This window comes from Ectopseudomonas toyotomiensis (assembly GCF_017167985.1).
In the GTDB taxonomy this organism is placed as follows: domain Bacteria; phylum Pseudomonadota; class Gammaproteobacteria; order Pseudomonadales; family Pseudomonadaceae; genus Aquipseudomonas; species Aquipseudomonas toyotomiensis.
The window spans coordinates 906,995-927,303 of record NZ_CP070505.1 but is presented as its reverse complement, the minus strand read 5'-3'; the positions used below and the strand labels follow the sequence as shown (position 1 = coordinate 927,303).

24 protein-coding genes are annotated in these 20,309 nt (G+C 62.4%); 17 read left to right on the top strand and 7 right to left on the bottom strand.

Annotated elements, in window-relative coordinates; all coding sequences use genetic code 11:
• Window positions 1–53 precede the first annotated feature (53 nt).
• Both tadA and JWV26_RS04175 read left to right on the top strand, forming a co-directional pair.
• A complete protein-coding gene (gene tadA / locus JWV26_RS04180) occupies window positions 54–530 on the top strand; it encodes a tRNA adenosine(34) deaminase TadA (RefSeq protein ID WP_206418465.1) in 477 nt (158 codons plus the stop codon).
• A gap of 33 nt (window positions 531–563) precedes the next feature.
• Window positions 564–1,019, top strand: coding sequence for a hypothetical protein (locus tag JWV26_RS04175; protein WP_206419173.1), 456 nt, complete (start codon window positions 564–566; stop codon window positions 1,017–1,019).
• Between the two features lie 4 nt (window positions 1,020–1,023).
• Here the strand turns inward: JWV26_RS04175 and mltF are convergent, their stop codons facing one another.
• On the bottom strand, window positions 1,024–2,490 hold the full coding sequence (mltF, locus tag JWV26_RS04170) for a membrane-bound lytic murein transglycosylase MltF (RefSeq protein ID WP_206418464.1): 1,467 nt from the start codon (window positions 2,488–2,490) through the stop codon (window positions 1,024–1,026).
• Between the two features lie 167 nt (window positions 2,491–2,657).
• Between mltF and purL the strand changes: the two genes are divergently transcribed.
• From purL to JWV26_RS04155, 3 genes are all read left to right on the top strand, one after another.
• Entirely contained in the window at window positions 2,658–6,554 is a 3,897-nt protein-coding gene (purL, locus tag JWV26_RS04165) for a phosphoribosylformylglycinamidine synthase (protein ID WP_206418463.1), read from the top strand.
• 300 nt (window positions 6,555–6,854) lie between these two features.
• Complete coding sequence (locus JWV26_RS04160; RefSeq protein WP_074917999.1) at window positions 6,855–7,124, top strand: CDGSH iron-sulfur domain-containing protein; 270 nt, start codon at window positions 6,855–6,857, stop codon at window positions 7,122–7,124.
• 156 nt (window positions 7,125–7,280) lie between these two features.
• A complete protein-coding gene (locus tag JWV26_RS04155; protein ID WP_017675144.1) occupies window positions 7,281–7,598 on the top strand; it encodes a YqfO family protein in 318 nt (105 codons plus the stop codon).
• A 46-nt stretch (window positions 7,599–7,644) separates the two neighbouring features.
• Here the strand turns inward: JWV26_RS04155 and JWV26_RS04150 are convergent, their stop codons facing one another.
• Both JWV26_RS04150 and JWV26_RS04145 read right to left on the bottom strand, forming a co-directional pair.
• On the bottom strand, window positions 7,645–8,148 hold the full coding sequence (locus tag JWV26_RS04150; RefSeq protein ID WP_017675143.1) for a L,D-transpeptidase family protein: 504 nt from the start codon (window positions 8,146–8,148) through the stop codon (window positions 7,645–7,647).
• Window positions 8,149–8,166: 18 nt separating this feature from the next.
• A complete protein-coding gene (locus JWV26_RS04145) occupies window positions 8,167–8,721 on the bottom strand; it encodes an NUDIX hydrolase (protein ID WP_074918001.1) in 555 nt (184 codons plus the stop codon).
• Window positions 8,722–8,870: 149 nt separating this feature from the next.
• Between JWV26_RS04145 and JWV26_RS04140 the strand changes: the two genes are divergently transcribed.
• From JWV26_RS04140 to JWV26_RS04120, 5 genes are read left to right on the top strand one after another with little or no spacing between them, the layout of a single operon-like run.
• Window positions 8,871–9,476, top strand: coding sequence for a CoA pyrophosphatase (locus JWV26_RS04140; RefSeq protein WP_021488833.1), 606 nt, complete (start codon window positions 8,871–8,873; stop codon window positions 9,474–9,476).
• A 21-nt stretch (window positions 9,477–9,497) separates the two neighbouring features.
• Window positions 9,498–10,025, top strand: a complete 528-nt coding sequence (locus JWV26_RS04135) for a gamma carbonic anhydrase family protein (RefSeq protein WP_072426036.1) — start codon at window positions 9,498–9,500, stop codon at window positions 10,023–10,025.
• A complete protein-coding gene (locus JWV26_RS04130; protein ID WP_072426035.1) occupies window positions 10,018–10,218 on the top strand; it encodes a DUF1289 domain-containing protein in 201 nt (66 codons plus the stop codon). The genes JWV26_RS04135 and JWV26_RS04130 overlap by 8 nt, the downstream gene beginning before the upstream one ends.
• 21 nt (window positions 10,219–10,239) lie before the next feature.
• Entirely contained in the window at window positions 10,240–11,421 is a 1,182-nt protein-coding gene (purT, locus tag JWV26_RS04125; RefSeq protein WP_021488832.1) for a formate-dependent phosphoribosylglycinamide formyltransferase, read from the top strand.
• Window positions 11,418–12,152 (top strand): SGNH/GDSL hydrolase family protein, encoded by a 735-nt coding sequence (locus JWV26_RS04120; RefSeq protein WP_072426034.1) that lies wholly within the window; start codon window positions 11,418–11,420, stop codon window positions 12,150–12,152. The genes purT and JWV26_RS04120 overlap by 4 nt, the downstream gene beginning before the upstream one ends.
• Here JWV26_RS04120 and JWV26_RS04115 read toward each other — a convergent pair.
• Window positions 12,124–13,410, bottom strand: coding sequence for an HlyC/CorC family transporter (locus tag JWV26_RS04115; protein ID WP_206418462.1), 1,287 nt, complete (start codon window positions 13,408–13,410; stop codon window positions 12,124–12,126). The two genes, JWV26_RS04120 and JWV26_RS04115, sit on opposite strands and share 29 nt — an antisense overlap.
• Window positions 13,411–13,420: 10 nt before the next feature.
• Window positions 13,421–14,221 (bottom strand): cytochrome C assembly family protein, encoded by an 801-nt coding sequence (locus tag JWV26_RS04110; protein ID WP_021488830.1) that lies wholly within the window; start codon window positions 14,219–14,221, stop codon window positions 13,421–13,423.
• Between the two features lie 157 nt (window positions 14,222–14,378).
• Between JWV26_RS04110 and ffh the strand changes: the two genes are divergently transcribed.
• The 7 genes from ffh (at window position 14,379) to xerD (ending at window position 19,303) form a co-directional block, all read left to right on the top strand.
• Window positions 14,379–15,758 (top strand): signal recognition particle protein, encoded by a 1,380-nt coding sequence (gene ffh / locus JWV26_RS04105; protein ID WP_017675134.1) that lies wholly within the window; start codon window positions 14,379–14,381, stop codon window positions 15,756–15,758.
• A gap of 141 nt (window positions 15,759–15,899) precedes the next feature.
• The gene (gene rpsP, locus JWV26_RS04100; RefSeq protein WP_003246162.1) at window positions 15,900–16,151 is read left to right on the top strand and encodes a 30S ribosomal protein S16; all 252 of its coding nucleotides are present in this window, start codon (window positions 15,900–15,902) and stop codon (window positions 16,149–16,151) included.
• Between the two features lie 8 nt (window positions 16,152–16,159).
• On the top strand, window positions 16,160–16,696 hold the full coding sequence (rimM, locus tag JWV26_RS04095; protein ID WP_206418461.1) for a ribosome maturation factor RimM: 537 nt from the start codon (window positions 16,160–16,162) through the stop codon (window positions 16,694–16,696).
• A 5-nt stretch (window positions 16,697–16,701) separates the two neighbouring features.
• Window positions 16,702–17,445 (top strand): tRNA (guanosine(37)-N1)-methyltransferase TrmD, encoded by a 744-nt coding sequence (trmD, locus tag JWV26_RS04090; RefSeq protein ID WP_021488829.1) that lies wholly within the window; start codon window positions 16,702–16,704, stop codon window positions 17,443–17,445.
• A 42-nt stretch (window positions 17,446–17,487) separates the two neighbouring features.
• Window positions 17,488–17,838 carry a 50S ribosomal protein L19 gene (gene rplS, locus JWV26_RS04085; RefSeq protein ID WP_003246155.1) on the top strand — a complete coding sequence of 117 codons (351 nt, stop codon included), beginning with the start codon at window positions 17,488–17,490 and terminating at the stop codon, window positions 17,836–17,838.
• Between the two features lie 82 nt (window positions 17,839–17,920).
• Window positions 17,921–18,334 (top strand): acyl-CoA thioesterase, encoded by a 414-nt coding sequence (locus JWV26_RS04080; protein ID WP_003462700.1) that lies wholly within the window; start codon window positions 17,921–17,923, stop codon window positions 18,332–18,334.
• Window positions 18,335–18,406: 72 nt separating this feature from the next.
• Window positions 18,407–19,303: a site-specific tyrosine recombinase XerD gene (gene xerD / locus JWV26_RS04075; protein WP_206418460.1), complete on the top strand. Its 897-nt coding sequence runs from the start codon at window positions 18,407–18,409 to the stop codon at window positions 19,301–19,303.
• A gap of 90 nt (window positions 19,304–19,393) precedes the next feature.
• Here the strand turns inward: xerD and JWV26_RS04070 are convergent, their stop codons facing one another.
• A complete protein-coding gene (locus JWV26_RS04070) occupies window positions 19,394–19,654 on the bottom strand; it encodes a DUF2790 domain-containing protein (RefSeq protein WP_074918011.1) in 261 nt (86 codons plus the stop codon).
• 59 nt (window positions 19,655–19,713) lie between these two features.
• A complete protein-coding gene (locus JWV26_RS04065) occupies window positions 19,714–20,139 on the bottom strand; it encodes an organic hydroperoxide resistance protein (protein WP_017675130.1) in 426 nt (141 codons plus the stop codon).
• Between the last annotated feature and the right edge of the window lie 170 nt (window positions 20,140–20,309).

The window sequence follows — 20,309 nt, the reverse complement described above, 5'->3', positions numbered from 1 at the left end:
AGGCGCCGTTTTCAGGTCCGCCTCGCAGAGCGGCCACCCTTCGGATTGATGCAATGAAACGACCGCAGATCATCGATCGCTCGCGTGACGAGCATTTCATGCGCTTGGCGCTGGCGCAGGCGTGCCTGGGCGCGGAGCAGGGCGAGGTGCCGGTCGGCGCCGTGCTGGTGCAGGATGGCGAAGTGGTCGGGCAGGGCTTCAACTGCCCGATTCTACGTCACGACCCCAGCGCCCATGCCGAGATGGTGGCGATTCGCGCGGCGGCGGAAAGTGTGCAGAACTATCGACTGCCCGGTAGCACCCTGTATGTCACGCTGGAGCCCTGCAGCATGTGCGCCGGCTTGATCGTGCATGCGCGCATCGCCCGGGTGGTGTTCGCCGCCAGCGAGCCGCGTGCGGGGGTGGCGATCAGTCAGGGGCAATTCTTCGACCAGGGCTTTCTCAACCACCGCGTGCGGGTGGAAGGTGGTTTGCTGGCCGAGGAGAGCGGGGCGCTGCTGAAAGATTTCTTCAAGGCTCGGCGAGGCTGAGCGTTATTACAGGGAATGAGCATGAACAAACGGATGTTGAGTCTTCTGGCGCTCCTGGCTGCGCCGGCGTTCGCTGGTCAGTCAGAGGTGTATCTGGTCGCCAGCGTGCAGTTGGGCGGCTCCAACCTGGCGCAGAGCATTTTCCTGCACGAGCCGCAGATCACCACGCTCGAAGAGTGCCAGGAGGCCGTGCGTATCGGTCAGCGTGATCGCGACTGGCAGCGTTATCACCACATCTTCATGCGTGATCGCTTTCAGGGCTTTACCGGGCATCTGGACTATCGATGCGTGTTCACCACTCAGCGCTTCAGCGCCTGGAACGATCGCGCGCGTTACAACCATCCCTATCTGATCAGCATCGACGAGCAGGCCAATCTGCAGGTCGAGCGAATATCGAGTCAGGCGCAGTGCGCCACGCGCCTCAGAGGCTTGCCACAGGCGCGGCAGGCGATCAGCCGATGTGCGGTGGGGAATCAGAGTTTGCTCTGACCGATCAGAGCGGCGGGGTTTCTTCTTCGGGCTTGCGCTTGTCGATGCCGGGCAGGTGGATACCGCTCTCGGCCACTTGCGTGCCTTCCAGCTGCGGCTGGGTGACCCAGGTGAGAATGTCGTAGTAACGACGGATGTTGCGCACGAAGTGCACCGGCTCGCCGCCGCGGGCATAGCCGTAGCGGGTCTTGCTGTACCACTGCTTTTGCGCCAGGCGCGGCAGGATCTTCTGTACATCGGCCCACTTGTTCGGGTCCAGCCCTTCGGCTTCGGTCAGCTTGCGCGCGTCTTCCAGGTGGCCGCCGCCGACGTTGTAGGCGGCCAGGGCGAACCAGGTGCGATCCGGCTCGACGATGCCTTCCGGCAGTTGCTGGTGAACCTGGATGAAGTAGCGGGCACCGCCGTCGATGCTCTGTTTGGGGTCGAGACGGTTGGAGACACCGACCGACTGGGCGGTGCGCTGGGTCAGCATCATCAGGCCGCGTACGCCAGTCTTGGACGTGGCGTTGGGTTGCCACAGCGACTCCTGATAGCCCATGGCGGCGAGCAGGCGCCAGTCGACCTGATTGGCGTGACCGGCCTGGCGGAACATTTTCTCGTAGCGCGGCAGGCGCTGCTGCAGGTGCTGGGCGAAGGTGTAAGCGCCGACATAGCCGAGCACGTCGACATGGCCGTAGTAGCGTTCTTTCAGGCGCTGCAGGGTGCCGTTGGCCTCGGAGCGTTCGAGGAAGGCGTCGATCTCCACCAGCAGGCTGTCATCATCGCCAGCGGCTACTGCCCAGCGCATGGTGTTGGTGTCGCCCAGGTCGAAGGCCACCCGCACATTGGGAAAGTACACCTGGTTCATCGCCAGCTCGTTGGAGTCGACCAGGGTCAGGTCGATCTGTCCTTCATCGACCATGCGCAGCAGGTCGACCACCTCGACGGCGTCGGATACCTCGAACTCCAGCTCCGGCTGTTCCAGCTTGAGGGCGGCCAGCTGTTCGGCATGGCTGCTGCCGGCCAGCACCAGAATGCGTTTGCCGACCAGGTCTTCAGGTTTGGTTGGACGGCTCTCGCCCTGGCGATAGATGACCTGTGGCGTGACTTCCAGATAGGGAATCGAGAAGCGTGCCTGGCGCTGGCGCTGTGGCGTGTCCACGAGGCCGGCGGCAGCCATGACCGGGCCGTTGGCGAGGTCGAGGCTGGAAAACAGACTATCGAGGTTGTCCGCGGTTTCGATCTTCAGTTCCAGGCCGAGATCGGTGGCGAAGCGCTTGGCCAGTTCATATTCGAAACCGGTGGCGCCGTTGCGGTCCTGGAAGTAGGTGGCGGGGCTGTTACGAGTGACCACGCGCAGCTCACCCTCCGCCTTTGCCTGCTCGAGTACGCTGGGCTTGGGGTCTTCGCCACAGCCAGCAAGCATCAGGAGGGTTCCAATCGCCAACAGCCCTGTGGCGCAACGCATGCGTATCGCAGGTCGTGCAAACATCGGCGCAGTATACGCAAAGCGCAGGCGGTGCCATATCTCGACAGCGCTTCGCTTCTCTGCTAGTGCGCGTTCGTCCTTTAAGCGGCTGGCTACAGCTGCCGCAGGCCGCCACTTTAGGGTAGAATGCCCGGCCTCCAGCACACCCCTTCCCAGAGGCTGTTCCGACGATGTTGATTCTGCGCGGCGCTCCCGCCCTTTCCGCTTTCCGCCATGGCAAATTGCTCGAGCAACTGACCAGCAAGGTGCCGGCCGTGACCGGGCTGTACGCCGAGTTCGCGCATTTCGCCGACGTGACGGGCGTGCTCAACGCCGATGAAGAACAAGTGCTGGCGCGGCTGCTCAAGTACGGCCCGAGCGTGCCGGTTCAGGAGCCCAGCGGCAAACTGTTCCTGACCATTCCGCGTTTTGGCACCATCTCGCCCTGGTCGAGCAAAGCCAGCGACATCGCCCGTAATTGCGGCCTGGCCAAGGTCCAGCGTCTGGAGCGCGGTATCGCCTATTACGTCAGCGGCGAACTGAGCGAGGCCGACAGCGCTGCCGTCGCCGCCCTGTTGCATGACCGCATGACCCAGCTGGTGCTGGGTGCGCTGGAAGACGCCGCCGCGCTGTTCAGTCACGCCGAGCCCAAGCCGCTGACCGCCGTGGACGTACTCGGTGGTGGCCGCGCCGCGCTGGAGCAGGCCAACCAGGACCTGGGCCTGGCCCTGGCCGAGGACGAAATCGACTACCTGGTGAAGAGCTTCAATGATCTGGGGCGCAATCCCCACGACATCGAGCTGATGATGTTCGCCCAGGCCAACTCCGAGCATTGCCGCCACAAGATCTTTAATGCCAGCTGGGACATCGATGGCGAGAGCCAGGACAAGTCGCTGTTCGGCATGATCAAGAACACCTACCAGATGCACAACGAAGGCGTGCTGTCCGCCTACAAGGACAACGCCTCGGTCATAGTCGGCCACACCGCCGGGCGTTTCTTCCCCAATCCTGAGAGCCGCCAGTACGGCGCAGTGCAGGAGCCGGTGCATATCCTGATGAAGGTGGAGACGCACAACCACCCGACCGCCATCGCCCCGTTCCCGGGCGCCTCCACCGGCTCTGGCGGCGAGATTCGCGACGAAGGCGCCACCGGTCGTGGCGCCAAGCCCAAGGCCGGTCTGACTGGTTTCTCGGTCTCCAACCTGAACATCCCCGATTTCCTCCAGCCCTGGGAAAAGCCTTACGGCAAGCCCGAGCGTATCGTCAGCGCGCTGGACATCATGATCGAAGGCCCGCTGGGTGGCGCCGCGTTCAACAACGAATTCGGTCGTCCGGCGCTCAACGGCTACTTCCGTACCTTCGAGCAGGCGGTCAGCAGTCCGCGCGGCGAAGAAGTGCGCGGTTACCACAAGCCGATCATGCTCGCCGGCGGCCTGGGCAACATCCGCGAGAACCACGTACAGAAGGGCGAGATCTCGGTCGGCGCCAAGCTGATCGTGCTCGGCGGCCCGGCCATGCTCATCGGTCTGGGTGGCGGCGCCGCTTCCTCTATGGCCACCGGTGCCAGCTCGGCCGACCTGGACTTCGCCTCGGTACAGCGCGAAAACCCGGAAATGGAACGCCGCTGCCAGGAGGTCATCGACCGCTGCTGGCAGCTGGGCGAGGCCAACCCGATCAAGTTCATTCACGACGTCGGCGCTGGCGGTATCTCCAACGCCTTGCCGGAACTGATCAACGACGGCGGTCGCGGTGGCCGTTTCGAGCTGCGTAACGTGCCCAACGACGAGCCGGGCATGGCCCCGCACGAAATCTGGTGCAACGAGTCGCAGGAACGTTACGTCCTGTCGGTCGATGCGGCCGACTTCGAGCGTTTCAAGGCCATCTGCGAGCGTGAGCGCTGCCCGTTCGCTGTAGTCGGCGAGGCCACTGCCGAGCCGCACCTGACCGTGACCGACAGCCACTTCAGCAACACCCCGGTGGACATGCCGCTGGAAGTGCTGCTGGGCAAACCGCCGCGCATGCACCGCAGTGTCAGCCGCGAAGCCGAGCAGGGCGATGATTTCAGCGCCGCCAGCGTCGATATCGAAGAGGCGCTGGGTCGTGTGCTTCATCACCCGGCCGTGGCCAGCAAGAGCTTTTTGATCACCATCGGCGACCGCACCATCACCGGTCTGGTTGCTCGCGACCAGATGGTCGGCCCGTGGCAGGTGCCGGTGGCCGACTGCGCCGTTACCGCCACCAGCTTCGACGTCTACACCGGTGAAGCCATGGCCATGGGCGAACGCACACCGCTGGCGCTGCTCGACGCGCCGGCTTCCGGCCGTATGGCGGTGGGTGAGACCGTTACCAACCTGGCCGCTGCACGCATCGAGAAAATCTCCGACATCAAGCTGTCGGCCAACTGGATGGCGGCTGCCGGCCACCCGGGCGAAGACGCCCGCCTGTATGACACTGTCAAGGCTGTCGGCATGGAGCTGTGCCCGGCGCTGGGCATCACCATCCCGGTGGGCAAGGACTCCATGTCCATGAAAACCCGCTGGCAGGAGGAGGGTGTCGACAAGAGCGTGACCTCGCCGTTGTCGCTGGTGATCACCGGTTTCGCTCCGGTGCAGGACATCCGTCAGACCCTGACCCCGCAACTGCGCATGGACAAGGGCGAGACCGATCTGATTCTGATCGACCTCGGTCGTGGCCAGAACCGCATGGGTGCCTCGATCCTGGCGCAGGTCTACTCGCAAATCGGCCAGCAAGTGCCGGACCTCGACGACGCCGAAGACCTCAAGGCCTTCTTCGCCGTGATCCAGGGCCTCAATGCCGACGGTCATCTGCTGGCCTACCACGACCGTTCCGACGGCGGTCTGCTGACCACCGTGCTGGAAATGGCCTTCGCCGGTCACTGCGGTCTGTCGCTGAACCTCGACGCGCTGGCTGACGACAGCACCGAGTTGCCGGCCGTGCTGTTCAACGAAGAACTGGGTGCAGTGATTCAGGTGCGCCAGGACGCCACCCCGGAAGTGCTGGCGCAATTCAGCGCCGCCGGTCTGGATGACTGCGTGGCCGTGATTGGCCAGGCCGTGAACAACGGCGAGGTCAGCATCAGCTTCAATGGCGAACCGGTGTTCGCCGGTGAGCGTCGTCTGCTGCAGCGTCAGTGGGCTGAGACCAGCTACCGCATCCAGCGTCTGCGCGATAATGCGCAGGGCGCCGACCAGGAATTCGACCTGCTGCTGGAAGAAGACAACCCCGGCCTGTCGATCAAGCTCGGCTTCGACGTCAACCAGGACATCGCTGCGCCTTACATCAAGAAGGGCGTGCGTCCGCAGGTGGCGATCCTGCGTGAGCAGGGTGTCAACGGCCAGGTGGAAATGGCTGCTGCGTTCGACCGTGCCGGTTTCTCCGCGATCGACGTGCATATGAGTGACATCCTCGCCGGTCGCGTCAGCCTGGAAGAGTTCAAAGGCCTGGTGGCCTGCGGCGGCTTCTCCTACGGCGACGTGCTCGGCGCCGGTGAGGGCTGGGCCAAGTCGGTGCTGTTCAACGCTCGCGCCCGCGATGCCTTCCAGGGTTTCTTCGAGCGTCGCGACAGCTTCGCCCTCGGCGTGTGCAACGGCTGCCAGATGATGAGCAACCTGCACGAGCTGATCCCTGGCACCGAGTTCTGGCCGCACTTCGTGCGCAACCGCTCCGAGCAGTTCGAGGCTCGCGTGGCCATGGTGCAGATCCAGGAGTCGGCATCGATCTTCCTGCAGGGTATGGCCGGTTCGCGCATGCCGATCGCCATCGCTCACGGCGAGGGTCATGCCGAATTCGAAAGCGAGGAAGCTCTGCTGGAGGCGGATCTGTCCGGCACCGTGGCGCTGCGTTACGTCGATAACCATGGCAAGGTCACTGAAGCTTACCCGGCCAACCCCAACGGTTCGCCGCGTGGCATCACCGGCCTGACCAGCCGCGACGGCCGCGTGACCATCATGATGCCGCACCCGGAGCGGGTGTTCCGCGCAGTACAGAATTCCTGGCGCCCGGACGAGTGGCAGGAAGACGGCGGCTGGATGCGCATGTTCCGCAACGCCCGAGTGTGGGTGGACTAAAAGCGACCGCGTAGCGGCCTTCTGCTGACCCTCTCCCATTTATGGGGCGAAGAGGCGCGCTTTGGAAGCACTGCTTCCTGCGCCGATGAGCGCCTGATCGCGAAGCGATCAGGCCGGGGCGCGGAGCGGGGTGCCCGAAGGGCGGGAGAGGGCGTTATGGCCAATATCGAACCCTCTCCCCAGCCCTCTCCCATAAATGGGAGAGGGAGCCGATCGTGGAGTCCGTAGCCCAGAAACGATCCGAGGCAGTTTCCCTCACACCACTAACCCGGATTCCATCCGGGCTACATAGGCCCAACCATGGCCGATGATCCTCTCCCCATCCTCCCCGAAGTTCGCTTGGTCAAACCCGGTGAAACCCATCGCCTATGCCGCTGCGGGCACTCCGCAGAAATGCCCAACTGCACACCCGACTGTCAGCAGTCTCTAGAGCTGCGCCCGGAGCGCGAGCAGCGTCTACTGCTATGCCGCTGTAGCCGATCCGCAAACCTGCCCTACTGCGATGGCAGCCACAGCCCGCCAGCCACCGGTCTGGCCGACAAATGGCGGCGCTTTTTCAGCGGGCGCTGAGAACGCCACGCCCGTCGCCTGAGTCGAAAGCAGCGAATCGTTTTAATGCTGCGTATGGAATTGTGCGGGCGATCTCAAGACAACTCCATGGCGAAATGACATCATATTGGTGTCATGGCTTGTCTGTTGTTCGGTTGCCCATCTGCGGAGAACTTGATGTACAAACTGTGTTTCTACGTGCCGGAAGCCCATCTGGAGCCGGTGAAAAAGGCGGTGTTCGCAGCCGGCGGCGGGCGCATCGGGCTTTACGACAACTGCTGCTGGCAGGTGTTGGGCCAAGGTCAGTTCCGTGCTCTGGACGGTAGCCAGCCGTTTATCGGTCAGGTCGGCAGCGTCGAGCAGGTTGCCGAGTGGAAGGTGGAAATGGTCGTCGCCGACGAGTTGATCCACGATGCTGTCAAGGCACTGAAGAAGAGCCATCCTTACGAAACGCCGGCTTTCGATGTCTGGCGTTTGTCCGACCTGCAGTTCTGAGTCGATATGAAAAAGTCGCCGATGGCGCCTTTTTCAATGCAGTGGCTCAGGGCCTGATTTCGATCAGCGTCCCATCCTTGACCAGGCTCCATACCTCGCGCATGTCGTCGTTCTTCATGGCGATGCAGCCTTCTGTCCAATCCAGGGTGTGGAAGAACCACTCCGGGTATTCCTCATCCAGCGGCGTGCCGTGGATCATGATCATGCTGCCCGGAGGCACTCCGGCTTCCTTGGCCTTGGCCAGGTCGCGTGCGTTGGGGTATGAGATATGCAGCGACAGCTGGTATTTGTCGCTCGGTTTGCGCCAGTCGATCCAGTAGAAGCCTTCCGGTGTGCGCAGATCGCCTTCGCGCTGCTTGGCGCCGTTGGGCTGTTTGCCCAGGGAAATGCGGTACGACTTGATGGTCTCACCGCGTTGCTGTAGATGCAGTTTGCGCTCCGACTTGAGCACCAGCACCTTGTCCACGGTGCGGCTGCTGGTCGCTGGCGTGGCGCTGGCCAGGGCGTTGAAGCTGAGAGTCAGGCAAAGCAGTGGCAACAACCAACGCATCGGGAACGTCCGCAAGGGTCAACGGGGTGTGTAGTGGGTACGCAGTGCTTCGAGTGGCTCATTGCGTACCGGAAAGAGATTCTGCCGACGGTCGGCGAAGAAACATTCTAAGGTACGGCCTATGGTCGGGAAAGCCAGCTCTGACCATGGGATTTCGCTTTCTGCAAACAGTCGCACCTCCAGGCTCTCTTCGCCCACGGCGAAATCCAGGTCGACTAGCTCGGCGCGAAACATCATGTACACCTGACTGATATGCGGCAGGTCGAACAGGGTATAGAGGCTGAGATCGCGCACGCGGGCGCAGGCCTCTTCCATAGTTTCGCGGGCGGCGGCCTGCTCGATGGTCTCGCCGTTTTCCATGAAGCCTGCAGGTAATGTCCAATAGCCACGGCGTGGCTCGATGGCGCGTCGGCACAGCAGCACCTGGTCACGCCATACGGGCAGGCAGCCGGCGACGATGCGCGGGTTTTCGTAATGCACGGTGGCGCAGTGAGCGCAGACATGGCGCATGCGGTTGTCGCCGGCCGGGATCATGCGGGTGACGGAGTTGCCGCACTGACTGCAGAATTTCATGCCCGTTCCTCTTTTTCTGGCGTTATCTTGGCGGTCTGCGTCTTGGCCGGCAAGCCTGCCATTGAGGCCAGCCTGTCCTGTCGTCGGGGTTGGGCGGCCGGCTGCTTTCATGCCATGATGCCTGGCAAAACAAGACTCCGAGTATGCCCATGCTGGACGAGTTGCTCCATCGTGTGCGCGGTTACAGCCCGCGCCCTCTGGAGACCGAGCGCAGCTTCCCCGAGGCGGCGGTGCTGGTCCCGATTACCCGCAGTGATGAACCTGAGCTGGTGTTGACCCTGCGCGCCAGCGGTTTGTCGACCCACGGTGGCGAGGTGGCCTTTCCCGGTGGCCGGCGCGACCCGGAAGATCGCGATCTGGTGGATACCGCGCTGCGTGAGGCCGAGGAGGAGATCGGTCTGCCGCCGGGACTGGTCGAGGTGGTCGGGCCGCTCAGCAGTCTGGTGTCGCGACACGGCATTCAGGTCACGCCCTACGTCGGGCTGGTGCCTGATTACGTCGAATACAAGGCCAATGATGCGGAGATCGCCTCGGTATTCTCGGTGCCGCTGGAGTTCTTCCGCAGCGACCCGCGCGAAGTCACCCACCGTATCGACTACCTCGGGCAGAGCTGGTACGTGCCGTCCTACACCTATGGCGAGTACCGCATCTGGGGCCTGACCGCGATCATGGTGGTGGAGCTGGTCAACCTGATCTTCGACGATGCCCAGATCGCCCTGCACCAGCCGCCCGAACACTTCATACACCTGCGCTGATAGCGCCGAGGACTGACGAGCATGAAATACCGCCTGGGAAGCTCCCGTGTCGACGCCCATCCCGAGAGCTGGGTCGCGCCAAGCGCCGACCTGATCGGCAAGGTTCGCCTGGAGGCCGGTGCCAGCATCTGGTTCGGTGCCGTGCTGCGCGGTGACAATGAGCTGATCCATATCGGCGAGAACAGCAATGTGCAGGACGGCAGCGTCATGCATACCGACATGGGTTTTCCGCTGACCCTGGGCAAGGGGGTCACCGTCGGCCACAACGTGATGATGCACGGCTGCACCGTCGACGATTACAGCCTGATCGGCATCAACGCGGTGATCCTCAATGGCGCCAAGATCGGCAAGTACTGCATCATCGGCGCCAACAGCCTGATTCCCGAAGGCAAGGTGATTCCTGATGGCAGCCTGGTCATGGGCAGTCCCGGCAAGGTGGTGCGCGAACTGACCGAGGCGCAGAAGAAGATGCTGGAGGCCAGTGCCGCTCATTACGTTCATAATGCGCAGCGCTATTCCCGTGACCTGGTACCTGATGACGATGAGTGATGTAGAAAAGCCGGTGCGTTCGCCCTGCGTGCATGTCTGCGCGCTGGACGAGCAGGATGTCTGCATCGGCTGCCAGCGCACCGTCGCCGAAATCACCCGCTGGGGCCGCATGGACAATGCCGAGCGCCGTGAGGTGCTGCAACTTTGCCTGGAGCGCGCCCGCGCTTCGGGTCTGCTAATGACTTCTTCCTGATTCACTGTTCGAGGAACACTCATGCCCCGTATTGGAACCCCCCTGTCGTCCTCCGCGACCCGTGTGCTGCTGTGTGGCTGCGGCGAGCTCGGCAAGGAAGTGGTGATCGAGCTGCAGCGCCTTGGCTGCGAAGTCATCGGTGTCGACCGTTACGCCAATGCGCCGGCCATGCAGGTGGCACATCGTAGCCACGTCATCGACATGCTCGATGGTGCCGCGTTGCGTGCAGTGATCGAGAAGGAGCAGCCGCACTACATCGTCCCGGAAATTGAAGCCATCGCCACTGCCACCCTGGTCGAGCTGGAGGCCGAAGGCTTCAACGTGGTGCCGACCGCGCGTGCCGCGCAGCTGACCATGAATCGCGAAGGCATTCGTCGTCTGGCGGCCGAGGAGCTGGGTCTGCCCACCTCGCCATACCATTTCTCCGACACCTTCGAGGACTACGCCGCGGCGGTGAAGTCCGTCGGCTACCCCTGCGTGGTCAAGCCGATCATGAGCTCCTCCGGCAAGGGCCAGAGCGTGCTCAAGAGCGACGCCGACCTGCAGCGCGCCTGGGACTACGCCCAGGAAGGCGGGCGTGCCGGCAAGGGGCGGGTGATCGTCGAGGGCTTCATAGACTTCGACTACGAAATCACCCTGCTCACCGTACGTCATGTCGGTGGCACCAGCTTCTGTGCGCCGATCGGCCACCGCCAGGAGAACGGCGACTATCAGGAGTCTTGGCAGCCTCAGCCGATGAGCCCGAAGGCCCTGGCCGAGTCCGAGCGCGTGGCGCTGGCGGTGACCGAGGCGCTCGGTGGTCGTGGTCTGTTCGGCGTCGAGCTGTTCGTCAAGGGCGACCAGGTATGGTTCAGCGAAGTTTCGCCGCGCCCGCACGACACCGGCCTGGTGACGCTGATCTCCCAGGAGCTGTCCGAGTTCGCCCTGCATGCCCGCGCCATTCTCGGCCTACCGATTCCTGTGATCCGCCAGATGGGCCCGTCGGCGTCGGCGGTGATTCTGGTGGAGGGCAATTCGCAGCAGGCCAGCTTCGCCAACCTCGGCGCCGCGCTGAGCGAGCAAGACACGGCGCTGCGCCTGTTCGGCAAACCCGAAGTCAAAGGCCAGCGCCGCATGGGCGTGGCGCTGGCGCGTGACGAGTCCATCGAGGCTGCTCGCGCCAAGGCGTTGCGCAGCGCGCAAGCGGTTCGCGTCCAGTTGTGAATCGGCATGCGCTGTGGTGGCTGGCGACTGTGCCACTGCTGCCACTGGCGCTGCCTCTGGCCCTGCACACCCGGCGCACGGCATTGCGTCTGCCGGTTGCGCAGGGCGAGCCAAGCGGCACCGCTGCCGCGCATTTACCGGGTGAGCCGTTACGCCTGCTGCTGATCGGTGAGTCGACCGTGGTGGGCGTTGGTGTCACGCACTTCGATCAGTCCCTGGCGAATTGTCTGGCAGTCGCCCTGGCCGAGTGCCTGGGGCGGCCGGTACGTTGGCGCGCCTGTGGCGAGAATGGCATCACCGCCTCCGAGGCGCATGAACGCCTGTTGCCGCTGGCATTGGCGGAACCGGCTGACCTGGCGCTGCTGGTATTCGGCGTCAATGACACCACGCACCTCACCCCAAGCAAGCGCTGGTTGCAGGCGCTCGCCGCGATGGCAGATGCATTAGGCGAGCGGGGCTGTCGCGTGGTGTTCAGTGGCGTGCCGCCGTTGCAGCATTTCAGCGCCTTGCCGTGGTTGTTGCGGCAGTTGATGGGCTGGCGGGCCAGCTTGCTGGATCGTGAACTACAGAGCCTGGCACAACGCCTGGGCGCGTTGCACTGCCAGCTGGATCTGCCGTTCGAGGCGCACTACCTGGCCGAAGATGGCTATCACCCGTCGGCATTGGGCTATCGACAATGGGCTGCAGGCCTGGCCGAACGCCTCACTCCGGAGCTGCTTCGTCCGCTTTGACCTTTGCCACCTGCCAGACGCGCACGCTCTTCACCCGGTTTTCCGCTGCCTGGAGAATCTCCAGGCGATAGGGGCCGATCTTCAGGCAGGCGCTGCTGTCCGGGATGCTCTCCAGGGCTTCGGTGATCAGGCCGTTGAGGGTCTTGGGACCGTCGCTGGGCAGATGCCAGCCGAGGGTCTTGTTCACTTCGCGAATGTAGGCGGCGCCGTCGATGACCAGGGTGCCATCTTCCTGTGGGTGGATATCGGGGCTGCGCAGGCTGTCCTGGTTGCTGAAGTCGCCGACGATCTCTTCGAGAATATCTTCCAGGGTGACGATGCCGATCACGTCGCCATATTCATCGACGACTATGCCGATGCGCCGCTTCTGCTTCTGGAAGTTGATCAGCTGGGTCGCCAGGGGCGTGTTTTCCGGGATGAAATAAGGCTCGTTGCAGGCTGCCAGCAACGACTCCTTGGTCAGCTGGTTGTGGCTCAGCAGGCGGGCGATCTGGCGCATGTGCACCACGCCTTCGATCTGATTGATGTCGCCACGAAACACCGGCAGGCGCGTGTGCGAGGTGCTACGCAACTGACCGATGATGATTTCCAAGTCATCGTCGAGATCGATGCCGGTCACTTCGTTACGCGGGATCATGATGTCGTCGACCGTGACCCGTTCGAGGTCGAGGATGCTCAGCAGCATGCTCTGGCGGTTCGTCGGCAGTTCCGAGCCGGACTCACGCACCACGCTGCGCAGCTCCTCGGTGGAAAGACTGTCGCTGGCGCGCTGCGACGGATCGACGCCGAGCAGGCGCAGCAGACCGTTGCTGATCACGCTGGTCAGCCACACCACCGGGTAGAGTACGCGCAGCAGCAGGCTGAGCACGCGACTGGCGGGGAAGGCCACCAGTTCCGGGCGCAGCGCAGCCAGGGTCTTGGGCGTGATTTCACCGAAGATCAGCACGATGATGGTCAGGCCTGCCGTGGCAATGGCGATACCGGCCTCCCCCCACATGTCCACCGCCAGCACCGTGGCGATGGAAGCGGCGAGAATGTTGACCACGTTGTTGCCGACCAGGATGGTGCCGAGCAGGCGATCCGGGCGATCCAGCAGGCGAGTGACGCGCTTGGCGCCACTGTGCCCTTCCTTGGCCAGGTGCTTGAGCCGGTAGCGGTTGAGGCTGAGCATGCCGGTCTCGGAGCTGGAAAAGAACGCCGAACAGAGAATGAGGAAAATCAGCAGGCCGAGCAGATAGCTCGAATGTAGGTCGTCCACGAGGTCTGCCTCAGATGTGCAGGATGAATTCGCGTACCAGCTTGCTGCCGAAATAGGCCAGCATCAGCAGGCAGAACCCGGCAAGGGTCCAGCGAATGGCCTTGTGGCCGCGCCAGCCGAGCTGGTGGCGCCCCCACAGCAGCACAGCGAAAACCACCCAGGCGAAGCAGGAAAGAATGGTCTTGTGTGCCAGGTGCTGAGCGAACAGGTCGTCGATGTACAGCGCGCCGGACAGCAGCGACAACGACAAGAGCAGCCAGCCGGCGAAGAGGAAGCCGAACAGCAGGCTCTCCATGGTCTGCAGCGGTGGAAAGTTGCGGATCAGCCCGGAAGGGTGCTTGTGCTTGAGCTGATGGTCCTGCAGCAGCAACAGGATCGACTGGAACACGGCGATGGTGAGCATGCCGTAGGCCAGGATCGAGAACAGGATGTGGGCGAGGATGCCCGGGTGCTCGTTGATCGGATTGATGGTGCCGCTGGGCATGAACTGCGCTGCCAGTACGGTCAGCGTGCCGAGCGGGAACAGGAGTAGCAGCAGGTTTTCCACCGGTATGCGCAGGCAGGCCAGCAGAATCAGGCCAATGACCGCGCAGGCGATCAGGCTGGCCGCATTGAAAAAGTCCAGGTTGAGGCCGTGTACGTCATACAGCTGGAAGAACAGGCTGACGACATGCAGGCACAAGGCGAGCGCACCAAGCGACGCCAGCAGGCGTTTGTCGGGGATGCTGCGCTGCGTAAGGCGCAGTCCTTGGTAAGCGGCGGCGCCAGCGTAGAGGAGTGCGGCGGCGAGGCTGGGCAACAGAGGGTGCATAAATCCGTGTAAGGCGAGCCCGAAAGGCGCTGAGTGTGGCACAGAAGGGCGTCAGCACGAAAGACTGCCGGCGGTGTCGGCAGCTCGGCGACTTCGCTATAATCCGCCGCCTGTCGCACACCCGGCGCGCCGGGTCGCACCTATCAAAGGAACGCGCATGTTCGAAAATCTTACCGATCGCCTGTCCCAGACGCTGCGTAATGTCACGGGCAAGGCCAAGCTGACCGAAGACAACATCAAGGATACGCTGCGCGAAGTGCGCATGGCCCTGCTCGAGGCCGACGTGGCTCTGCCGGTGGTCAAGGACTTCGTCGGCAAGGTCAAGGATCGCGCCGTCGGCACCGAAGTCTCCAAGAGCCTGACGCCGGGCCAGGCTTTCGTGAAGATCGTCCGCGCCGAGCTCGAAGAGCTGATGGGCGCGGCCAACGAAGACCTGTCGCTCAATGCAGCTCCGCCTGCCGTGGTACTGATGGCCGGCCTGCAGGGTGCGGGCAAGACCACCACCGCCGGCAAGCTGGCCAAGTTCCTCAAGGAGCGCAAGAAGAAGTCGGTACTGCTGGTGTCGGCTGACGTCTATCGCCCGGCGGCGATCAAGCAGCTGGAAACCCTGGCGGGCGATCTCGGGGTGACGTTCTTCCCCTCCGATGCCAGCCAGAAGCCGGTGGATATCGCCAACGCAGCGATTCGCGAAGCCAAGCTGAAGTTCATCGATGTGGTCATCCTCGATACCGCCGGTCGCCTGGCCGTGGATGCCGAGATGATGGCCGAGATCCAGGCGCTGCACGCAGCCGTCAAACCGGTCGAAACGCTGTTCGTGGTCGACGCCATGACCGGCCAGGATGCCGCCAACACGGCCAAGGCGTTCGGCGAGGCGTTGCCGCTGACCGGTGTAGTGCTGACCAAGGTCGACGGTGATGCGCGTGGTGGCGCTGCCTTGTCCGTGCGCCACATCACCGGCAAGCCGATCAAGTTCATCGGTATGGGTGAGAAGAGCGACGCGCTCGAGCCCTTCCATCCGGACCGTATCGCTTCGCGCATTCTCGGCATGGGTGATGTGCTCAGCCTGATCGAGCAGGCCGAGCAGACCCTTGATCGCGAGAAGGCCGAGAAGCTCACCAAGAAGCTGAAGAAGGGCAAGGGCTTCGATCTCGAAGACTTCCGTGATCAGCTGCAGCAGATGAAGAACATGGGCGGCCTCGGCGGCCTGATGGACAAGCTGCCGTCCATCGGTGGCGTCAACCTGTCGCAGATGGGCAGCGCCCAGGGCGCAGCCGAGAAGCAGTTCAAGCAGATGGAGGCGATCATCAACTCGATGACGCCGGCCGAGCGCCGCGATCCGGACATCATCAGTGGCTCGCGCAAGCGTCGCATCGCTATGGGCTCCGGTACCCAGGTGCAGGACATTGGTCGCTTGATCAAGCAGCACAAGCAGATGCAGAAGATGATGAAGAAATTCACCGCCAAGGGCGGTATGGCCAAGATGATGCGCGGTATGGGTGGCATGCTTCCAGGTGCCGGCGGAATGCCGAAATTCTGAGGCCTGTACCCCGGCCGATGGCCGTCCGGAAAAAGAGATTTGCAAACCGCCGCATAATCCTTAAAATATGCGGCCTTTCGGGCCTAGGCCCATTTTTAATGTGTGCCTCAAGTTAGCACCGACTATAGGAACGATGTTCACATGGTAACCATCCGTCTTGCTCGTGGCGGCTCCAAAAAGCGCCCCTTCTACCACCTGACCGTGACCAACAGCCGCAATGCGCGCGATGGTCGTTTCGTTGAGCGTATCGGTTTCTTCAACCCGATCGCTGCTGGTGGCGAAGTGCGTCTGTCCGTCGACCAAGAGCGTGCGACCTACTGGCTGGGCCAGGGCGCTCAGCCGTCTGAGCGTGTTGCTCAGCTGCTCAAGGAAGCTGCCAAGGCTGCTGCCTAAGCATCTTTATGAGTACGACGCCGGCCGTCGCCGAGGATCTGATCGTTCTCGGCAAGATTGTTTCGGTGCACGGCGTCAAGGGTGAAGTGAAGGTGTACTCCTTTACCGATCCCATCGATAACGTGCTCGATTACCGCAACTGGACGCTCAAGCGTGACGGTGAGGTAAAGAAAGTGGAACTGGCCAGCGGCCGCCTTCAGGGCAAGGTGCTGGTAGCCAAGTTGAAAGGTCTGGATGATCGAGAAATCGCGCGTACTTACGCCGGTTTTGAGATTTGCGTGCCGCGTAGCGAGCTGCCGGAGCTGGAAGATGGCGAGTTCTATTGGTACCAGTTACAGGGCTTGAAGGTCATTGATCAGGCAGAGCAACTGCTCGGTGTGGTCGACCACTTGTTCGAAACCGGTGCCAACGATGTGATGGTGGTCAAGCCCTGCCCGGGCAGTCTGGATGATCGCGAGCGTCTGTTGCCCTACACCGGGCAGTGCGTGCTTTCGATCGACCTGGCAGCTGGCGAGATGCGGGTCGACTGGGATGCGGATTTCTAAGGCTCATGCGCGTAGAAGTCATCACCCTGTTTCCGGAAATGTTTGCCGCCATCGGCGAGTACGGCATCACCAGTCGTGCGGTCAAGCAGGAGCTGCTCAAGCTCAATTGCTGGAACCCGCGAGACTACACGACCGATCGTCACCACACGGTGGATGACCGCCCCTTCGGCGGTGGTCCGGGGATGGTGATGAAGATCAAGCCTCTCGAGGATGCCTTGGCCAGTGCCAAGCAAGCCGCGGGAGAGACGGCGAAGGTGATCTACCTCTCGCCGCAGGGGCGCAGCCTGAATCAGGCGGCGGTCCGCGAGCTGGCACAGGAGGATGCATTGATCCTGATTGCTGGTCGTTATGAAGGCATCGACGAGCGTTTCATCGAAACGCATGTCGATGAGGAATGGTCGATTGGTGACTACGTCCTGTCCGGCGGTGAGCTGCCGGCCATGGTGCTGATCGATGCGGTGACGCGCCTTTTGCCTGGTGCATTGGGTCATGCCGATTCGGCCGAGGAGGACTCCTTTACGGATGGCCTGCTCGACTGCCCGCACTACACCCGCCCGGAGGTGTATGCGGATAAACGTGTTCCCGAAGTGTTGCTTAGTGGCAACCACGAACACATCCGGCGCTGGCGTTTGCAGCAGTCCCTTGGTCGGACCTGGGAACGCCGCGCTGATCTTCTGGATAGCCGCTCGCTTTCTGGAGAAGAGAAGAAGCTGCTGGAGGAATACATCCGCCAGCGGGACGATAGTTAACGTATCGATGATGGGCCGGGAGGCTTGTCTTAGGAGCGCAGCATGACCAACAAGATTATCCAGATGCTCGAAGCCGAGCAGATGAACAAAGAAATCCCTACTTTCGCACCGGGCGACACCGTAGTCGTGCAAGTGAAAGTGAAGGAAGGCGACCGTCAGCGTCTGCAGGCCTTCGAAGGCGTTGTTATCGCCAAGCGTAACCGCGGCCTGAACAGCGCCTTCACCGTGCGCAAGATCTCCAGCGGTGTCGGTGTTGAGCGTACCTTCCAGACCTACAGCCCGCTGGTCGACAGCCTGAGCGTCAAGCGTCGCGGTGACGTGCGCAAAGCCAAGCTGTACTACCTGCGCGACCTGTCCGGCAAAGCCGCGCGCATCAAGGAAAAGCTGTCCTAAGTTCGGACGCTTCTCTGACAAAAGCAGCCTAAGGGCTGCTTTTGTCGTTTCTGGCCTCCAGTAAATCATCAGTGGCAATGGCATGACCCCAAGAGAGCAAGAGATTCAGCGGCGCATCGCGCTGTCGGAAACCCGCGTGACCAAGGCGGTGTTTCCGCCGACCACCAATCATCACAACACCCTCTTCGGCGGCACCGCGCTGGCCTGGATGGACGAAGTGTCGTTCATCGCTGCTACGCGTTTCTGTCGTTTGCCGCTGGTGACGGTGTCCAGTGATCGCATCGATTTCAAGCATGCGATACCGGCCGGCTCCATCGTCGAATTGGTCGGGCGGGTGATCAAGGTGGGCAACACCAGCCTCAAGGTGGAGGTCGAGGTGTTCGTCGAGGGGCTGTATCAGGAAGGGCGCGAGCGGGCGATCAGCGGCAGTTTCAGCTTCGTCGCCGTCGATGATCAGCAGAAGCCGGTGCCGGTCTTGCCGGGCTTCGTTAGCTAGTCAGGCTGGCTTGCTGGTGCGTCGGGTGTAGGCTGTGGAACACTTGCCTGCCGTGTAATTGAAGGTCAATCTATGCCTGTGCTGACTCACCCTCTAATCGAGCGCTTCCTTGAGGCGTTGTGGTTGGAAAAGGGCCTCTCGGCCCACACTCAGGCTGCCTATCGCAGTGATCTGGAGCACTTCAATGCCTGGCTCGATGGGCGCGGTCTGGCACTGCAGCATGTCGGTCGCGAGGCCATTCTCGATCATCTGGCCTGGCGTCTGGAGCAGGGCTATCAGGCGCGTTCCACTGCACGTTTTCTCTCTGGTCTGCGAGGCTTCTACCGCTTTTTGCTGCGCGAAACGCTGATCAGTGAAGATCCGACGCTGCAGATCGAGTTGCCGCAGATCGGCCGGCCGCTGCCCAAGTCATTGTCCGAAGCGGATGTCGAGGCGCTGCTGCAGGCGCCTGACCTGGATGACCCTATTGGTCTGCGTGATCGCGCCATGCTCGAGGTGCTCTACGCCTGCGGTTTGCGTGTCAGTGAGCTGGTTGGACTGACGCTGGAGCAGGTCAATCTGCGTCAAGGTGTACTGCGGGTATTCGGTAAGGGCAGCAAGGAGCGCCTGGTGCCACTGGGTGAAGAGGCCATCGCCTGGATCGAGCGCTATATACGCGAAGCACGCCCGCTGTTGCTGGGCGGCAAACCCAGCGATGTGCTGTTTCCCAGCCTGCGTGGCGAGCAGATGACTCGGCAGACCTTCTGGCATCGCATCAAGCATCAGGCTCAGGTCGCAGGCATCAGCAAGGCGTTGTCGCCACACACACTGCGCCACGCCTTCGCCACGCATCTGCTCAATCACGGCGCCGATCTGCGAGTGGTGCAGATGCTGCTGGGGCATAGTGACCTGTCCACCACGCAGATCTACACCCACATTGCACGTGCACGCCTGCAGGAGCTGCACGCGCAGCACCACCCGCGCGGTTGACGTGTGAAAAAACAAACCCCGCCGCCGTTGCCGGCGCGGGGTTTGGTCTTTTCAATTGCTTCGACTCGGGCACCGAGTTGTTCTTGACGTTCAGCTCTGGTTAGCGCAGGCACTGGAAAGCTGTTTGTAATCGAGAACTTCCACGTCACCCGCGCTGTTGCGGTAGGTCATCGTTGCCGTGACCACTTCGCACTGCGAGCTGTTGGGCACGTCGATGGAAATCACCTTGGCGACATCCAGGTTCTGGCCGTAGCGGTAGGGCGTGGCCTCGGCGCTGTGGGCGAGGGTGGTGAGCGACGCACTGAGCGCGAGGGCAGTCAGGGCGGTGGCGAACAGGGTGCGGGTTTTCATGGTGGTTCTCCTCTTGGAGCCGCGCTCGGGCTGTGGCCGCGAGCGCTGGCTGCTATCTGTCAGACGATGGTCAAAGTGACGTCGATGTTGCCGCGGGTGGCGTTGGAGTACGGGCAAACGATGTGCGCGCGATCCACCAGGGTTTGTGCGGCTTCCGGGGTCAGGCCGGGCAGGCTGATGCGCAGTTCCACCTCGATGCCGAAGCCGGTGGGGATGGCGCCGATGCCGACGGTGCCTTCGATGAAGGTGTCAGCCGGGATGCTCAGCTTGTCGCGGGCGGCGACGAATTTCAGGGCGCCGAGGAAGCAGGCGGAATAACCGGCGGCGAACAGCTGCTCCGGGTTGGTGCCGTTACCGCCGGCGCCACCCAGTTCTTTCGGGGTGGACAGGGCGATGTCGAGGATGCCGTCGGAGGAGACAGCGCGGCCTTCACGGCCACCAAAGGCTTCAGCGGTTGCGCGGTAGAGAACGTTTTCGATAGTCATGGCATTGATCCTTGTCGGTGGGGTAATGATGGATTGGCTTGCTAATCTTTTGTGCGCTAACCGTTTCCATGGAGCGAACTATATTTCGCAAAACATTAGCGCGCAAGATAAATGGATGGAAGATTTTGCTATATGCGCTACGGGTCATTGGCATAAGCGCTGGTCCAGGG

Coding starts and splice junctions, on each gene's coding strand:
- JWV26_RS04155 (WP_017675144.1), top strand. CDS start 7,281: ATGTACAAACTGTGTTTCTACGTGCCGGAAGCCCATCTGGAGCCGGTG.
- ffh (WP_017675134.1), top strand. CDS start 14,379: ATGTTCGAAAATCTTACCGATCGCCTGTCCCAGACGCTGCGTAATGTC.
- JWV26_RS04080 (WP_003462700.1), top strand. CDS start 17,921: ATGACCCCAAGAGAGCAAGAGATTCAGCGGCGCATCGCGCTGTCGGAA.
- JWV26_RS04140 (WP_021488833.1), top strand. CDS start 8,871: ATGCTGGACGAGTTGCTCCATCGTGTGCGCGGTTACAGCCCGCGCCCT.
- JWV26_RS04145 (WP_074918001.1), bottom strand. CDS start 8,721: ATGAAATTCTGCAGTCAGTGCGGCAACTCCGTCACCCGCATGATCCCG.
- JWV26_RS04135 (WP_072426036.1), top strand. CDS start 9,498: ATGAAATACCGCCTGGGAAGCTCCCGTGTCGACGCCCATCCCGAGAGC.
- JWV26_RS04070 (WP_074918011.1), bottom strand. CDS start 19,654: ATGAAAACCCGCACCCTGTTCGCCACCGCCCTGACTGCCCTCGCGCTC.
- rplS (WP_003246155.1), top strand. CDS start 17,488: ATGACCAACAAGATTATCCAGATGCTCGAAGCCGAGCAGATGAACAAA.
- purL (WP_206418463.1), top strand. CDS start 2,658: ATGTTGATTCTGCGCGGCGCTCCCGCCCTTTCCGCTTTCCGCCATGGC.
- JWV26_RS04175 (WP_206419173.1), top strand. CDS start 564: ATGTTGAGTCTTCTGGCGCTCCTGGCTGCGCCGGCGTTCGCTGGTCAG.
- rpsP (WP_003246162.1), top strand. CDS start 15,900: ATGGTAACCATCCGTCTTGCTCGTGGCGGCTCCAAAAAGCGCCCCTTC.
- trmD (WP_021488829.1), top strand. CDS start 16,702: ATGCGCGTAGAAGTCATCACCCTGTTTCCGGAAATGTTTGCCGCCATC.
- JWV26_RS04130 (WP_072426035.1), top strand. CDS start 10,018: ATGAGTGATGTAGAAAAGCCGGTGCGTTCGCCCTGCGTGCATGTCTGC.
- xerD (WP_206418460.1), top strand. CDS start 18,407: ATGCCTGTGCTGACTCACCCTCTAATCGAGCGCTTCCTTGAGGCGTTG.
- rimM (WP_206418461.1), top strand. CDS start 16,160: ATGAGTACGACGCCGGCCGTCGCCGAGGATCTGATCGTTCTCGGCAAG.
- JWV26_RS04160 (WP_074917999.1), top strand. CDS start 6,855: ATGGCCGATGATCCTCTCCCCATCCTCCCCGAAGTTCGCTTGGTCAAA.
- tadA (WP_206418465.1), top strand. CDS start 54: ATGAAACGACCGCAGATCATCGATCGCTCGCGTGACGAGCATTTCATG.
- mltF (WP_206418464.1), bottom strand. CDS start 2,490: ATGTTTGCACGACCTGCGATACGCATGCGTTGCGCCACAGGGCTGTTG.
- purT (WP_021488832.1), top strand. CDS start 10,240: ATGCCCCGTATTGGAACCCCCCTGTCGTCCTCCGCGACCCGTGTGCTG.
- JWV26_RS04065 (WP_017675130.1), bottom strand. CDS start 20,139: ATGACTATCGAAAACGTTCTCTACCGCGCAACCGCTGAAGCCTTTGGT.
- JWV26_RS04110 (WP_021488830.1), bottom strand. CDS start 14,221: ATGCACCCTCTGTTGCCCAGCCTCGCCGCCGCACTCCTCTACGCTGGC.
- JWV26_RS04150 (WP_017675143.1), bottom strand. CDS start 8,148: ATGCGTTGGTTGTTGCCACTGCTTTGCCTGACTCTCAGCTTCAACGCC.